The following is a 15,980-nucleotide window of genomic DNA, read 5'->3' as shown; positions in this document are numbered from 1 at the left end:
ATCGAATTTTGTCTTCACTCCCGTGGAGCTCACATGGAAAAGCCACTCGAAAAGTACCGTGACATGAGAGACTTCGAAGAAAGTCCCGAACCCCCCGGTATTGCCAAACCTGCGAGAGGCAAACGCAAGGGCCAAGCGCACGCGCTACAGTATTGCATTCAAAAGCATGACGCCTCACACCTGCATTATGACTTTCGCCTGGAACTCGATGGCGTGCTGAAAAGTTGGGCCGTGCCCAAGGGTCCATCGCTGGACCCCAAGGTCAAGCGCCTGGCCATTCACGTCGAAGACCATCCGCTGGATTACGCCACGTTCGAGGGCTCCATTCCCGAAGGGCATTACGGCGCCGGTGATGTGATCGTCTGGGACCGTGGGGTGTGGATTCCCCAGGACGATCCGACCAAGGCGTACACCAAGGGCCGGCTGAAATTCGAGCTGAAAGGAGAAAAGCTTGGCGGCCTGTGGAACCTCGTGCGCACGCACATGCCGGGCAAGCAGGAACAATGGTTTCTGATCAAACATCAGGACAGCGCCGCCAGACCCGACAGCGAATACGACGTGGTCACCGCCGAGCCGGACAGCGTGCTCAGCGACCGCACCATCGTGGAAAAAAAGCACGCCGCTGAAAAGCCCAAACCGATCAAAAAAGCCCCGGCCAAGGTGCGTAAGGAAAAGTCGACACAACTGACGGGTGCGCGCAAAGCCAAGCTGCCGGAGCTGCTCAAACCTGAACTGGCAACGCTGGTCGAATCCGCGCCGAGCGGCGAGTGGAGCTATGAGATCAAGTTCGACGGCTACCGGGTCATGGCGCGCATTGACCACGACGAGGTCAAACTCTTTACCCGCAACGGTCACGACTGGACCCACAAACTGCCGAAACAGGCCCAAGCGCTGGCGGCGTTGGGCCTGGAATCGGCGTGGCTCGACGGCGAAATGGTGGTGGCCAACGAGCAGGGCGTTCCGGATTTTCAGGCGCTGCAAAACGCGTTCGATTCCGGCCGTAGTGGCAACATTGTTTACTACCTGTTCGATTTGCCCTACCTCAACGGAGTGGACCTGCGCGAAGTGCCTGTCGAGGAGCGCAGGGCGGCGCTGGCGACCGTGCTCAAGCCCAATGAAAACCCGCTGTTGCGATTCTCCGACGCCTTCGGCGAATCCCCGGAGGCTTTGCTCAACAGCGCCTGTGAAATGCAGATGGAGGGGCTGATCGGCAAACGCCTGGGGTCACCTTACGTGTCTCGGCGCACGAGTGACTGGATCAAACTCAAGTGCAAGCATCGGCAGGAATTCATCGTGGTCGGCTTCACCGACCCCAAAGGCGCGCGCAGTGCTTTTGGCGCGTTGCTGCTGGGGTTGCACGACCGCGACAGCGGTGAGTTGCGCTACGCCGGCAAGGTTGGCACCGGGTTCAACGAGGCAACCCTTACGCGCATTTACGAACAACTGAAGCCCTTGCAGACGAAAAAACCATCGGTGGTCAATCCGCCCAGCGGTTTTGAAGCCAAAGGTGTGCATTGGCTCAAACCCACACTGCTGGCGGAAGTGGCCTTTGCCGAAATGACCAAGGAAGGCTCGGTGCGCCACGCCGTATTCCATGGTTTGCGTGATGACAAGCCTGCCGAAGACATCACCGAGGAGTTGCCGAAAACCGTGAACACTTCAGTCTCGAAAGCAGCGAAGAAGAAATCCGTCGCTGAGAAGCCTGACACCGCCGACCCAAAAACCGCCCCGTCGACTGCTGCGCCGTCGCAGATCGGCCTGGCCGGTGGCAAGGTGCGCATCACGCACCCGGACCGGGTGATCGATGCCAGCAGCGGCACCACCAAGATGCAACTGGCGGAGTACTACGCCAGCGTCGCCGAATGGATTTTGCCGCAACTCAAGGACCGGCCCGTGGCGCTGGTGCGCGCGCCGGACGGCATCGCCGGCGAACTGTTCTTTCAAAAGAACGCCGAACGCCTGGCCATTCCAGGGATCGTTACCCTGGACAAGGAGCTGACGGGCCAACCGGTGATGATCATCAACAACGCCAAAGCACTGATCGGCGCGGTGCAGATGAGTACGGTGGAACTGCACACCTGGAATGCCACGTCAGTCGATTTGGATAGACCTGATCGCTTTGTCCTCGATCTCGACCCGGATCCGGCGTTGCCCTGGAAAAGCATGATCGAAGCGACTCAGCTAACCCTCACGGTGCTGGATGAACTGGGCCTCAAGGCGTTTCTCAAAACCAGCGGCGGCAAGGGGATTCACCTGATCGTACCGCTGACCCGCAAACACGGCTGGGACGAGGTCAAGGACTTCAGCCACGCGATTGTCAGTCACATGGCCAAATTACTGCCGGATCGCTTTTCTGCAGTGTCCGGACCGAAAAACCGCGTCGGGCGTATCTTCATCGACTACCTGCGCAACGGTCTGGGCGCCACCACTATTTGCGCCTACGCCGCGCGCGCACGTGAGGGGTTGCCGGTGTCGGTGCCGATCTTCCGCGAGGAGGTGGCCGAGCTCAAGGGCGGCAATCAATGGAACGTGCACAACGTGCATGAACGCCTGGCCGAGATCGGTGACGAACCCTGGGCCGACCTGAAGAAAACCCGACAGACGATTACCGCCGAAATGCGGCGGCGGGTGGGGATGAAAAAGTAGTGATTCAGAAGGAAGGCGGCGAGGGTCGCTCGCCGCCTCGACGACTACTGTTTGCCGACTGCGGCAGCCAGCAGCGGAGCCACCTGTTCATCGGTCAATGCCGCGTGGACTTCCATGCTCATGAGGTCGCTCCATTCCAGCACCCACTTCTGTATCGACACCGGATCACTGGCCTCAGCAACGCCAAAACCGCTCGCGCCGCCGACGGCATGCCAGCGCCCCAGCATCTTGACGCCTTCGGGTGGCGCGCCACCGGTCTTGAGAAAACGTTCAATCGTGTTGTTACGATGCTGCGGACTAATGGACCAACTGACGATGAATAACATTTGCCACCTCCTGCTACGGATTGGCACCTTTATGTTCGCGTACCTGGCTGGCGCCGGGGCCACGGTCACGCGTTTTTTTTCAGCTCCATCCTGGCTGGCCTGAAACGCTTGCTCCCATGAAAAGGCATAGCAGCGGCCCGCGCTTGGCGTACGACCGCTGATCCTCTTTCAGGCATTTGAAACGAACATATCGGGATAACAGCGCAAACCATCAGGCATCACGCAGCAAGTCGTTGGCATTGAGCAGTTCGTAGGCAATCTCCGGGCGCTTCTCCAGCCCTCGACGAATCGCTGCCGGAATCGACTGACGGGTTTTACGACACAGACCCGGCAGCTCGCCGAGGGTGATGTTGATGCCGCGCATGGTGCGCACTTCATTGAAGCCCGGGACAATCTCCACACGCAGACCCAACTGTTCGTACATCCGCCGTTGCAGACGCTCCAGATCGCTCAGGCTCTGGAGATTCTCCAGGCGTTCGATCAGGCGCTTTTCCTCCGACCGGGTCAGGCTCAGGATGCGCAAATCCGCGCCCGGGGTTTCCAGCAACGGCTCACGCTCACAGATGCAGGCACCGGGCGGGCAGGGTTGGCGGATAGGAAGAGAGGTCGTCATGGGGTTCAATCATAGAGCGCTATGGTCGGGTTTGCCCATGGGGTTGTTGTGCCGTTGAGCGCGATGTCCACATCCCGGGCTTGCTGGCCTCGGCTATGTGTTATCGCGGCTCTTGTATTTCGTACAAAGACGCTTTCGAGGATACGCAGGCATGTTTCTGCTTTTCGGCCAGGAATGGCGTATCCAGCGTACCTATCGCGACCGAAATCCAGTCCGGAAACGATCCTTTCGAATCAGACCAGAGCAGCGAGGAGCCACAGTTGGAGCAGAACTGTTGCGTAACGCCTTCGGACGATTGATAACCCTTGAGCGTCTCTGCGCTCGCCATGATCGAAACCGCTGACCTGGGAACGCTGGCATACAGATAGGAGGGTGGGGTTTGGGGAATGGTTGCTTTCGACTGTGGATTCAACCGGTTTCTGAAGCCATCCAGATCAAAAAATTACGCAACTGAGCCGTAAACTCTTTTGGCTTGGCGTACGGGTTCCTTGCCTGGGACAAGAAAAAAAACATCTGCATTCTCATACACGGGTAATGCTGAACAAACAGCTCGACATGTTCTTCCAGTGTTTGCGGCCACATCAGCTCCTGTTCAGAGCGAAGTACTTGAGTTGACCGGATGAGTTTGCGCGAGGCTTCGCGTTGCAAGCGTAGCGATTGCGTCGGTGTCGCCGCCTGATCGATAAGATCGGCATACCGGGTCAGTACGGATTCGAAGTCACCATTTATGGCAATGGCGATATCACGCGACGGCTTGAACCGGTCGAAGCGCCTGGTCAGATCATTGCCCCATAAGCAACGACAGTGATGCTTGAGCCAATACCCCCAGCTCAATCGATTGTCAGCCGCCAATACTTCAGAACGACTACCGATATCGAAATCGATCTTGATGATTTCGGTATGCCGACTTTCCAGCGTGCGCCTTTTCGACTCCAGCATTTCCAGATCCTGCGACGCAGGAGGGCTGTGCAGGATAAGGGTTAGATCCAGGTCGGAAACCCCCGGCACGGCGTCGCCTCTAGCGACGCTGCCATAAAGATAAATCCCGTCGAGCAGAGGTTCCGACCGAGTGAGCGTCATGCAAACATCCGTCAGCAAATCCTGAAACTGTGACTGCACTTCGACGTTGGGCACGGTGAGGATATAACCGTCTGCATCAATGCCACCAGGATGGAATCGTTCCATGAAGCCGTCCGTGAGTTGTGTTCAGAGAGGTATTTTAACAGAGCCAATAGTGTCGGCTTCTGGCCCAGAGTGTGTAAAAACGCTCATGGCCTCATCGTCTTGGATCATCGACCTTCGTTGGTCCGCTGTCTGCACGTTGTAGCCGACGATTCCGGTGCCGCGCGTCATTATGGAGCGAGCGTCTGGATCGGTCAGTGAGACCTGTTTATCCGGGGATTCGTTGAGCTGGATTTCGATCGCTTGAAGCTCCTTCATTTGAGTTTTGAGCTTGGCGATTTTCTCTTCCAGCCGCACGGTGCTGGGCTCAGTAGCTGTGGGCTCCTGTCGATCGGCAGCATCGAGTGCCGCCAGGTAACGGTTGATACTCGATTCAATTTCTTCCATCCGCCGCTTTAGTTTGGCGCTGGTGAAATTGCGGTCACGGTTGTTGACTGCCTTGAATTTGCTGCCGTCGATGGCCACCAGATTTTCTCCGAACAATCCCAACCGCTGACACAGCACAACGAACTGGCGACAGACGCCTCGGATGGCCTTGCTGTTGTCTTTTCGGAAGTTCGCGATGGTCTTGAAGTCCGGCATCAAACGCCCGGTCAACCACATCAGCTCAATGTTGCGTTGAGCTTCTCGTACCAGCCGCCGGCTCGACTGAATGCGGTTGAGGTAGCCGTAGATGTAGATCTTCAGCAGGATTGCAGGGGGGTAAGCCGGCCGGCCTGTGTCAGCAGGAATAGCACCATCAAAACCCAGATTGACCAGGTCGAGTTCATCGACAAAGACGTCGACTACGCGCACCGGATTGGTATTGTTGACGTAGTCGTCGAGGCTTTCGGGAAGTAAGGTGCTTTGGCCTCGATGTTCACCTTGGATAAAGCGCTTCATGGGCGATCTTTGCGATGAAATCCCCAGAAATCATAGCAAGGGTTCAAGAAAGCGTTTTTACACACTCTGGGCCGATTGCGGCCTGTCGTGAAGGGCTGCAAACGACTGTGGATTCAACCGGTCGATGCAACAGATTGGCTAAATCGTTCAGCGGACGTTTAGATTAGTGAAAATAAATCCGTCCCCTTTCTCCCCGGAAAAACCCGGGCGCAGAGGAAGTCGACGAATACCCGCACCTTAGGAGAAGGGTGTTTACTGGAAGGCCAGAGTAAATGAAACTCGCCATTGCGCTCTGTGTGCTCTGGCAAAACGGTCCACAGCTGCCCCTCGGTGAGCGCCTGCCTCACGGAGAACTCCGGCAGATAGGCGATGCCCAGTCCCCGCAAGGCAAAGCATAAACGGGTTTCGATGGTGTTGCAGATCATCGAAATGGGCAAGGATAACTCGGGCTCCTCAGCAGTACGACGCAAGGCCCAGGTTTCCAGCTTGCCGCTATTGGGGAAACGGTAGTGCAAGCAGCTGTGCTGCAGCAGATCGGTTGGTACTTTTGGCGTACCACGCGCTGCCAGGTAGTCCGGCGAGGCGACCAGCAACGAACGGAATGAACCGAGCTTACGGGCCGATAAACGCGAATCCGTAGGCGCGCCGGTTCTGACCACGACGTCGAAACCTTCCTCGATCACATCGACCAGGCGGTCGCTGAAGTCTAGGTCCAATTCAATGGCCGGGTACTCACGCATAAAGTCGCCGAGCACCGGATGTACCAGCGAACTGACCAAGGGCAGGCTGACCCTCAAGCGTCCACGTGGAGCGACGCTGGCTTGCGACAGTTCCAGTTGAGCCGCCTCGATTTCTGCCAGAATCCGACGGCTGCGCTCCAGAAACAGCATGCCTTCGGCAGTCGGCGTGACGCTGCGCGTGCTGCGGTGAAACAGGCGAACACCGAGCTTCTCTTCCAGCCGCGCCACGCTCTTGCCGATGGCCGACGCCGACACCCCCAGCATTCGGCCGGCCGCAACGAAACTGCGATTTTCAGCGACCTGCACAAACACCACAAAGCCATTCAAGCTGTCCATGCTGCCCTCCATTGCGGATGTTCTGCTCCGCATAAAATGGAACTCTACCCCAGTTTTTCTTTAATCCTAGACTTTCTATCGTGGCGGGGCTCTCCACTCTCAGAAGGAACTGCGCATGACCCTCCCCGAAATCGCTTTATCCACGGGCACGCTTTCACGTCAATTGTCCGCGCGCATTGAAGCAACGGTCCAGCAAGCGCTGGAGCAGCAGCGACTGGTTGGCGCGGTGGTATTGGTGGCCCGCGATGGCGAGTTGGTCCATCGCCAGGCGGCCGGCTGGGCCGACCGCGAGAAGCGGTTGCCGATGAGCGTAGAGGCGGTGTTTCGCTTGGCATCGGTCAGCAAACCTATTGTCTCGACGGCGGCCCTGGTGTTGGTAGCGCAAGGCCGTCTCGGTCTGGATGACAGCGTTGAGCGGTGGTTGCCCGAGTTTCGGCCACAGTTGGCTGATGGACGTGCTGCCCGCATCACGGTGCGGCATTTGCTTAGTCACACGGCGGGGCTTGGCTATCGCTTTTTCGAAGCCGATGCGCATGGCCCCTATGCACAGGCCGGTGTCTCGGATGGTATGGATGCGTCCACCGTCAGCCTCACCGAGAACCTGAGCCGCATCGCCAGCGTGCCGCTGCTGTACGAGCCCGGCACGGCCTGGGGCTATTCGGTGGCAACCGATGTACTAGGTGCGGTGATTCAGCGGGTGCAGGGCGAGCAACTGGCTGATGCGGTGCGCCAGCTCGTGACTGATCCGCTGCGCATGACCGATACCGGCTTTGCCGCGCTGGACCCATCGCGCGTGCCTACCGCCTACGTCAGTGCGACTCCCGAGCCCCATGCGCTGGCCGAAGGCGAAATCGTTTCTCCGTTCGAGGGGGCGATCGGCATCCCGTTCAGCCCCGCCCGCATCTTCAACCCGCAGGCGTTTGCGTCGGGTGGTGCCGGTATGGCCGGAACAGCCGAGGACTTCCTGCGCCTCCTTGAAACATTGCGTCGCGGCGGCGGTGAGCTGCTGTCCACGGCACTCGTCGAGGAGATGGCACTCGATCAAACCGGCGGCCGGGAATTACCCGCTGCACCGGGGTTCGGCTTTGGTCTGGGGTTCTCGATACTGCGCGATCCGGCCTTGGCGGTCACCCCCGAGTCGCCAGGCACCTGGCGTTGGGGTGGCGCCTATGGCCATTCGTGGTGTGTGGATCGACAGCAGAAGCTGAGTGTCGTCGCCTTCACCAACACGTTGTACGAGGGCATGTCGGGACGGTTCGTAACCGACCTGCGGGACGCGGTATACGGCGTCGCGGAGCTAGGCCAATGAACTCGGAAGTGCAGGATCGCATGCCTTATGCACCCTTGTTGGCGCTGGCAATGGCCGCCTTCATCACCATCCTTACCGAAGCACTGCCGGCTGGTCTGCTGCCGCAGATGGCACAGGGGCTGGCCGTCTCCGAGGCGTGGGTCGGGCAAACCGTCACCGCCTATGCCATTGGATCGCTAATGGCCGCCATGCCGTTAACGGCGGCCACACAAGGATTTCGTCGCCGTCCCTTGCTACTCGCTGCCATCGCCGGCTTTGCCATTGCCAACACGGTCACGACGTTTTCGACCAGCTTCACGTTGACGATCGCGGCGCGCTTTCTGGCCGGCGTTGCGGCGGGGCTACTGTGGGCGTTATTGGCCGGCTATGCCGCGCGCCTGGTGCCCGAACACCGCAAAGGCCGCGCCATCGCGATTGCGATGGTGGGCACACCCCTGGCGCTCTCGTTGGGCATCCCGGCCGGAACCTTTCTGGGCAACGTCCTGGGATGGCGCATGTGCTTCGGCATCATGAGCCTGCTGGCCGTGCTGCTGATGGCATGGGTGCGCTTCAACGTGCCGGACTTCGCCGGAAAGGCTGAACAAAAACGTCTGTCGCTGCGCTATGTATTCACACTGTGGGGCATTCGCCCCGTGCTCTTCGTGGTACTGGCGTTCGTCCTTGCGCACAACATTCTCTACACCTACATCGCCCCGTTTCTGCAAGTGGCCGGCCTGGGGGCGCAGACGGATGTAGTACTGCTGGTCTTCGGAATCACATCGCTGCTGGGAATCTGGATTGTTGGGCTGTTAATCGACCAGTACCTGCGTGCGCTGACCCTGGCGAGTACCGCATTGTTTGGCATTTCAGCGATGGTGCTGGGTATAGCAGCCACCGAACCCGTTGCCGTTTTCGTAGCGATTGGCGCGTGGGGATTAGCCTTTGGCGGTGCCGCAACGTTGTTTCAAACGGCATTGGTCCGAACTGCTGGCGATGCGTCAGATGTCGCACAATCCATGCTCGTGACTGCTTGGAACATCGCAATTGCTGGCGGGGGCATTGTGGGAGGTCTACTACTCGACCGACTCGGCGTAGAAGCATTCCCTCCTGCATTACTGGTGCTGTTGGTGGCCACGCTGATGGTGACGTGGTCGGCCAAGTTGCGCGGGTTTCCCGTGGTGCAGGGGGTGAAAACCGATGCAATTTGAATGTGCTGATGTGGTAGCAGGCAGCGGCGAACCTCGTTAACAGCGCATCCCAAAGCTTTTGGACGGAAGTGGGCCGGCATGACAGCTATCGCCAACCTTTGCCGCGTGGCTCGAAAAGGTCTGCATAGCCCCTTGAGTAGTGTCTGTGCGAGATCTGCAATCCATACCCAGTGTCTGCTTCTGGCCGATAGTTGCTCGTCAGAAAGGGCCGAAATCGACCCGGAGCAGTCATTCGCAAGGTTGAAAAAATTGGCCGGTTGTAAGTGGGAAATATACAGAAGAGGGGGGGGCGCCGAGTGCATTAGAAAGCTGCATCGTGAGCGTCCATAGCTTCCGTCAAGCACCGATACCCATCGCTCCGATCGCGCGGCGAAACCTCGATAAATAGCTCAATCAACTGACTATCAAGGAAGGTTTGATTAGAGGTGTCCAATGGCAGGTTAAAAAAATCAGCGCTTTGTACTGTGTACAGTGAGGTTTGGAGATTCAAAAAACAGACGTATCTCACTGCTGCCGAATCGCTGAGCCGGCGCCATGTGATGATTTGCTGGTAGGTGTCTCCACGAAAGCCCATGTTCATTTACCCTCTTACTATGCTGGAACGCAGTAGGTGAAGGTATAGCAGTTACATCTCACTCTTTGCTCTGGCTACGCGTAAGTCTGTAGATCCTTGGGCATCGATGGCGGTTTCTGGCCGTAATCGGCGAAGTCTGAATAACCGCTTTTTTGGCCGTTTTCTGCCTGTCACCAAGGGCTGTATCCGACCCAACTCGGACATTCAACACTGAGTCTGTAACTGCCGAAGACGACGTCCTGCCACGATACGACGGTGTGTGCGGACGCAGCCGGCGGTAGGGGCACCAACCGCAGCAGATCATTCACCGTGACGCTTCAGCTTTCCAGGCGTCTATGACTTTTATAGCCAGTGTTGGCTCTCTACATTTTGGAAGAGGGAGATCTTTTATGATCATCAAACCGCGCGTTCGCGGCTTTGTCTGTGTGACTACTCACCCCACTGGCTGCGAAGCCAACGTCAAGAATCAGATCGACTACGTTACCGCAGAAGGATTGATCTCCGGGGGGCCAAAGAACGTACTGGTGATTGGTGCGTCGACCGGATACGGACTTGCTGCGCGGATAACGGCAGCTTTTGGTTGTGGCGCCAGCACTCTCGGTGTGTTTTTCGAACGTGAAGGCGAGGAGGGCAAGCTCGGCACCGCCGGCTGGTACAACACAGCGGCCTTTCACACGTTTGCCGAGTCCGAAGGCCTCTACGCCAAGAGCATCAACGGCGATGCTTTTTCCGATGAGATCAAACAGAAGACTATCGACGTTATCAAGCGCGACCTCGGGAAGGTCGACCTGGTTGTTTACAGTCTTGCCGCACCGCGCCGGACACACCCCAAGACGGGTGAAGTATTCAGTTCTACTCTCAAGCCGCTCGACAAGGCCGTGACCTTGCGGGGCCTGGATACGGATAAGGAAGTGGTCAAGGACACCACGCTACAACCCGCGGCCCAAAGCGAAATCGATGGCACGGTGGCCGTGATGGGCGGCGAAGACTGGCAGATGTGGATCGATGCCCTGCACGAAGCGGGTGTTTTGGCTGATGGGGCGAAAACGACCGCGTTCACTTACCTGGGCGAAAAGCTGACTCATGACATCTACTGGAATGGCTCCATTGGTGCGGCCAAGAAGGACCTGGATCAGAAAGTCCTTGGTATCCGTGAACGATTGGCTGTTCTGGGGGGCGACGCGCGGGTCTCGGTATTGAAAGCGGTGGTTACCCAGGCAAGTTCAGCTATCCCGATCATGCCGCTGTATCTGTCATTGTTGTTCAAAGTCATGAAGGAGCAGGGCACACACGAGGGATGCATCGAGCAGGTCTACGCGCTCTACAAAGACAGCTTGTACGGCCATTCTCCAGTTATGGATCAAGAGGGCCGCCTGCGCGCGGACTACAAGGAACTGGCTCCCGAAGTCCAGGACCGGGTCAAGCAACTCTGGGATCAGGTCAGCAATGACAACCTTTATGAACTTACTGATTTTGTCGGTTACAAGGCGGAGTTCCTGCGTCTCTTCGGTTTCGGGATCGAAGGAGTGGACTACGAGGCTGAGGTAGATCCGGATGTCAAGATCTCCAACCTGTTCCAGGCTTAGGTCGTAAGTATGGATAGCTGCCTCGATGCCCCATGCAGAGGCAGCTGCTGCCCAAGAGGGGTTGTAACGGGATGTCTGTTTTTGGCCGATTGCTGACTGTCGCGAGGGGCAGCAATCGACCCAGCCGCTTGCAGATCATCCCCGGGCTGTTCACGCTCATACCTGATCCATAGCCTCGGTCATCCCCCGATCCTCACCCAGGAACCCGCCACTCTGATGGTGCCACAGCCGCGCATAGATGCCGTTCTTAGCGAGCAATTCGGTGTGGGTGCCCTGTTCGATGATGCGTCCATCGTCCATGACAATAAGTCGATCCATTGCCGCAATCGTGGACAGCCGATGGGCGATGGCGATTACGGTTTTTCCCTCCATCATTTCATCGAGGCTTTCCTGAATGGCCACTTCGACTTCCGAGTCCAGCGCGCTGGTAGCCTCGTCAAGTAGCAGGATCGGGGCGTTCTTGAGCATCACTCGGGCAATCGCGACGCGCTGGCGCTGGCCGCCAGAAAGCTTGATGCCGCGCTCGCCCACCAGGGTGTCGTAGCCGGTATGACCTTGCCGGTCGCTCAGTTGGCTGATGAACCCATCAGCTTGAGCATTGGCCGCGGCACTGCGGATTTGTGCGTCGCTTGCATCGGGTCGGCCGTAGGCGATGTTGTCGCGAATGGAACGGTGCAGCAGGGAAGTATCCTGGGTGACCATGCCGATGGCGCTACGCAGGCTGTCTTGCGTCACGTGCGCAATGTCTTGCCCGTCAATGCGAATCTGCCCGCTGTCGACGTCATAGAAGCGCAGCAGCAAGTTGATGAGCGTGGATTTGCCCGCGCCGGAGCGGCCCACCAGACCGATTTTTTCCCCCGGACGAATGTTCAGGCTCAGGCCATCGAGCACTTGGCGTTCGCCATTGTAGTTGAAGCTCACGTTGTCGAAGGTTACCGCCCCGCCGGAGGTCACCAGGACGCCCGCGTCCGGCGCATCCTGCACCTTGGGGCCGCGGGTAAGGGTTGCCATGCCATCCTGTACGGTGCCGATGCTCTCGAACAGCGAGGTCATTTGCCACATGATCCAGTGCGACATGCCATTGATACGCAACGCCATGGCAGTGACTGCCGCCACGGCGCCTGCGCCGACCTCACCCTGGTGCCATAGCCACAGCGCATAACCACCTGCTGCCATGATCAACGCCACCACCAATGCCTGGTTGACGATCTCGAACTGGCTGACCAGGCGCATCTGACGGAAGCCGGTTTGCTTAAAGTCCTCCATCGCTGCACGCGCGAAGTGCGCTTCTCGATTGGAGTGGGAGAACAGCTTCACCGTAGTGATGTTGGTGTAGGCGTCCGAGATACGCCCGGTCATCATCGACCGCGCATTGGCCTGTTCCTGCCCGACTGCCCCCAAGCGAGGCACGAAGTACAGCATGGCCAGCCCGAACAACACGATCCACGCAACGAAAGGCAGCATCAGTTTCAGTGCGAAGCCGCCGGCCAGTGCAATGATTGCGATGAAATACACCCCGATCCCGGGTGCGATTTCGATAAGGGTGAACAGCACGTCGCGCACGGCCAGCGCAGTCTGCATCACCTTGGTGGTGACCCGGCCGGAGAACTCATCGGAAAAAAACGAAAGGCTTTGCCGCAGCATCAGGCGGTGGAAGTCCCAACGCAGCCGCAACGGCAGATTGATCGCCAATATCTGGTGCTGCACCATGGTACGCAACGCCACCAGTCCGATGCTGGCCACCATTACGATGCCCATGCCCCACAACACGCGACTTTCCTGCGCGGCCGCATCACCACCTGCCTGCCAGGTCGAGAGCAAATCCACGACCTGCCCAAGGAAAGAAAACAACCAGGCTTCGTAGATCGACACACCGGCACTGAGCAGCGCAAACGCAAGGATATAGCGGCGGGCGCCCCGTGTGCACGCCCAAAGGAACCGAGCCAGGCCCTCGGGTGGCGGTGGTACCTCGTCGGGCGGGAAGGGGTCGAGTCTTTGTTCAAATGCGCGAAGCATGGTGGTCTCCGAAACGATCAAGTTAAGGAGATTCTGCCATCTAAAGGTTACTTTGAGGGGGATGTGGAGTAGCGGGCATGGCTCTACAGGCATGTTGCCCTGAAAGTTGGATTGCCGAGTGGGGGAACTCAGACAATGTTTAAATCCAAGTCGGCGAGGCCAAGACGGGCGGTCTCGGAGCGCCGCTCTCGACTCAAGTGAGTCATTCGTGACAGGCAGAAATCGGCCAAAAAGCAGACACTGGCCAGACACACAACGCTGTAGGCGCGTTGCGCCCACGCCGCGGGGATAAGGTAAATATTCCTAACCATTGCAGCCTTTCAGACTGCGCAAAGCTCGACTCAAAGGGGCCCCGCCGCGATTTTGTGGCGCTTCGCACCGTCGGTGGCGGTCATCCAAACGACTCTCAGATAATGGAGATCCATATCCCTCCATCCCATGCGCTGCGTTAAAAGAAAGCCTCACCTCGAAGAGCCTTCAGAACAAGCGAAAAGGCCGGAGTTGGCAAACGACGACTTGGGTAGTACAGGTGATAACCCGAGAACAAAGGGCACCAGTCTTCCAGTACCCGCACCAAGCGGCCATCCTCAATGTGCGGGGCAAATTCTTCTTCCGGTAAATAGGCGATGCCTAAGCCGTTAACTGCCGCAGCCGGGACGTGTGCGCTTGTGTTCACAATGACCTGGCCAACGACACGCACGTTGACCTTGCGACCGCGTTTTTCGAACTCCCAGGCATCAAGTCCGCCAAGGGTTGGATAGCGTATGTCGATACAGCTGTGATTCACCAGATCCTGCGGCTTCTTTGGCGCACGGTTGCGTGCGAAATAGGAGGGCGATGCCACTGCAGCCATCCGTACTTCGGGCCCGATTGGAACGGCGATCATATTTTTATCGACGGTGTCGCCAAATCTGATGCCCGCATCGAAGCGGTCAGCAACGATGTCTCGGAAGCCATAGTTGATATCGAACTCAACCTTGATATCGGGGTATTCAAGGAGCAAAGGCGTGAGCCGCGGAAGGAGGATTGTCTTCAGGACAAAATCACCGCAGGTAATGCGCACCGTGCCTGCAGGCTTGTCACGAAGCTCAGTCAAAGCATCCAGCTCGGCCTCGATCTCGTCGAAACGATGACCAATGGCTTGCATCAGGCGTTCACCCGCGCTGGTCGGCGAAACGCTACGAGTGGTGCGCGTCAGTAGACGAATCTTCAGCCGCTTTTCAAGCCCGGAAACGGTCTGGCTCAGCGCGGACTGTGTGACACCCAAGTGGGCAGCCGCTCGGGTAAAGCTTCCCTCCCTGGCGACCGTCACAAAGGCCAGAAGGTCGTTCAGATTATGTCGTGGCATCAAAGGCGCCTGGATAAATTGATTAGCTATGCTTATAACTTCAACAAGCTTTCATTAGATTATCAAGCATGACGTATTCCCTGAGAATAGGGCAAGTCTCACCTGTAATCACAGGCATGGCTCATACCACTCGCTGATCCAGACCCGGCAACCAGGTTGATCAGCACCTATTCACGGATGGGAGCACCTCATGAAAAAACTCGTTATCTTGCTCGGCCTTCTGATGGCGTCGCTCTCCGCACTGGGAGCAGACATGTCTAACGGAGCTGATAATTTTTTCAAAAGCGAGAAGGTCACAATGCAGAAGGTGACCTTCAAAAATCAGTACCAGATGAAAACGGCAGGGAATCTGTTCGTCCCTAAAGATCTGAAGCCCGGTAGCAAAAGCGCAGCGATCATCGTTGGTCATCCCATGGGCGCGGTCAAAGAGCAGAGTTCGAACCTGTATGCCCAGAAACTGGCGGAGCAAGGTTTCGTGACCCTTGCCATCGATCTGTCGTTCTGGGGCGAAAGTGATGGGCAACCGCGCAACGCGGTTTCGCCGGAAATCTATGCTGAAGACTTCAGTGCCGCCGTGGATTACCTCGGCACACAGACCTTCGTTGATCGGAACCGGATTGGCGTCCTGGGCATTTGCGGTAGCGGGAGCTTCGTCATCAGCGCTGCCAAGATCGACCCTCGGATGAAGGCCATTGCCACGGTCAGCATGTATGACATGGGCGCGGCCAACCGAAACGGCTTGAAGCATTCCGTCACTGTCGAGCAGAGGAAGCAAGCTATCGCCGCTGCTGCCGAGCAGCGTTATGTCGAGTTCACCGGTGGCAAAACTGAGTACACCAGCGGAACTGTCCATGAGCTGACGGACAAGTCCAACGCTATCGAGCGCGAGTTCTATGATTTCTACCGCACGCCACGCGGTGAGTTCACTCCCAAAGGCCAGTCACCGTTGCTGACCACTCACCCGACGCTGACCAGCAACGCCAAGTTCATGAACTTCTATCCGTTCAACGATATCGAGACGATCTCGCCGCGGCCAATGTTGTTCATCGCCGGTGAGAATGCTCACTCGCGTGAGTTCAGTGAAGAGGCCTATCGACTGTCGAGTCAACCCAAAGAGCTTGTCATCATTCCAGGTGCCGGCCACGTGGATCTCTATGATCGGGTCGATCTTATCCCGTTTGCCAAGCTGTCTTCGTTCTTCCAGACCCACCTTAAGTGACACCGCGAATTCAAGC

Annotated in this window: 12 protein-coding genes and 1 pseudogene; 5 read left to right on the top strand and 8 right to left on the bottom strand. The window is 57.6% G+C overall.

What is annotated here, in order from left to right:
- Nucleotides 1-33 precede the first annotated feature (33 nt).
- Nucleotides 34-2,646 (top strand): DNA ligase D, encoded by a 2,613-nt coding sequence (gene ligD, locus MMG91_RS02850; RefSeq protein WP_310658666.1) that lies wholly within the window; start codon nt 34-36, stop codon nt 2,644-2,646.
- 44 nt (nt 2,647-2,690) lie between these two features.
- Here ligD and MMG91_RS02845 read toward each other — a convergent pair whose 3' ends face one another.
- The 6 genes and pseudogenes from MMG91_RS02845 to MMG91_RS02820 form a co-directional block, all read right to left on the bottom strand.
- The gene (locus MMG91_RS02845) at nt 2,691-2,972 is read right to left on the bottom strand and encodes a DUF3303 domain-containing protein (RefSeq protein WP_305506154.1); all 282 of its coding nucleotides are present in this window, start codon (nt 2,970-2,972) and stop codon (nt 2,691-2,693) included.
- 211 nt (nt 2,973-3,183) lie between these two features.
- Complete coding sequence (locus MMG91_RS02840) at nt 3,184-3,585, bottom strand: hypothetical protein (RefSeq protein WP_095635167.1); 402 nt, start codon at nt 3,583-3,585, stop codon at nt 3,184-3,186.
- Nucleotides 3,586-3,685: 100 nt separating this feature from the next.
- On the bottom strand, nt 3,686-3,997 hold the full coding sequence (locus MMG91_RS02835) for a GFA family protein (RefSeq protein ID WP_310658665.1): 312 nt from the start codon (nt 3,995-3,997) through the stop codon (nt 3,686-3,688).
- Nucleotides 3,994-4,770, bottom strand: coding sequence for a nucleotidyltransferase domain-containing protein (locus MMG91_RS02830; RefSeq protein ID WP_310658664.1), 777 nt, complete (start codon nt 4,768-4,770; stop codon nt 3,994-3,996). The genes MMG91_RS02835 and MMG91_RS02830 overlap by 4 nt, the downstream gene beginning before the upstream one ends.
- 119 nt (nt 4,771-4,889) lie before the next feature.
- Nucleotides 4,890-5,649 (bottom strand): annotated as a pseudogene (locus MMG91_RS02825) (transposase); the annotation flags it as partial.
- 158 nt (nt 5,650-5,807) lie between these two features.
- Nucleotides 5,808-6,725, bottom strand: a complete 918-nt coding sequence (locus tag MMG91_RS02820; protein ID WP_305449276.1) for a LysR family transcriptional regulator — start codon at nt 6,723-6,725, stop codon at nt 5,808-5,810.
- Between the two features lie 115 nt (nt 6,726-6,840).
- Here MMG91_RS02820 and MMG91_RS02815 point away from each other — a divergent pair, with 115 nt between their 5' ends.
- The 3 genes from MMG91_RS02815 (at nt 6,841) to fabV (ending at nt 11,381) form a co-directional block, all read left to right on the top strand.
- Complete coding sequence (locus tag MMG91_RS02815) at nt 6,841-8,034, top strand: serine hydrolase (RefSeq protein WP_258700223.1); 1,194 nt, start codon at nt 6,841-6,843, stop codon at nt 8,032-8,034.
- Nucleotides 8,031-9,221, top strand: coding sequence for an MFS transporter (locus MMG91_RS02810; RefSeq protein ID WP_310658663.1), 1,191 nt, complete (start codon nt 8,031-8,033; stop codon nt 9,219-9,221). The genes MMG91_RS02815 and MMG91_RS02810 overlap by 4 nt, the downstream gene beginning before the upstream one ends.
- 963 nt (nt 9,222-10,184) lie before the next feature.
- Complete coding sequence (gene fabV / locus MMG91_RS02805; RefSeq protein WP_310658662.1) at nt 10,185-11,381, top strand: enoyl-ACP reductase FabV; 1,197 nt, start codon at nt 10,185-10,187, stop codon at nt 11,379-11,381.
- A 156-nt stretch (nt 11,382-11,537) separates the two neighbouring features.
- Here fabV and MMG91_RS02800 read toward each other — a convergent pair whose 3' ends face one another.
- Nucleotides 11,538-13,397, bottom strand: a complete 1,860-nt coding sequence (locus MMG91_RS02800) for an ABC transporter ATP-binding protein (protein WP_310658661.1) — start codon at nt 13,395-13,397, stop codon at nt 11,538-11,540.
- A 448-nt stretch (nt 13,398-13,845) separates the two neighbouring features.
- Nucleotides 13,846-14,745 (bottom strand): LysR family transcriptional regulator, encoded by a 900-nt coding sequence (locus tag MMG91_RS02795; protein WP_310658660.1) that lies wholly within the window; start codon nt 14,743-14,745, stop codon nt 13,846-13,848.
- A 190-nt stretch (nt 14,746-14,935) separates the two neighbouring features.
- Here MMG91_RS02795 and MMG91_RS02790 point away from each other — a divergent pair, with 190 nt between their 5' ends.
- Nucleotides 14,936-15,964 (top strand): alpha/beta hydrolase, encoded by a 1,029-nt coding sequence (locus MMG91_RS02790; RefSeq protein ID WP_310658659.1) that lies wholly within the window; start codon nt 14,936-14,938, stop codon nt 15,962-15,964.
- Nucleotides 15,965-15,980: the final 16 nt, after the last annotated feature.

The sequence above is a fragment of the Pseudomonas sp. JL3 genome (assembly GCF_031570575.1).
In the GTDB taxonomy this organism is placed as follows: Bacteria; Pseudomonadota; Gammaproteobacteria; order Pseudomonadales; family Pseudomonadaceae; genus Aquipseudomonas; species Aquipseudomonas cucumis.
This window is presented reverse-complemented; position numbering and strand designations above follow the sequence as displayed.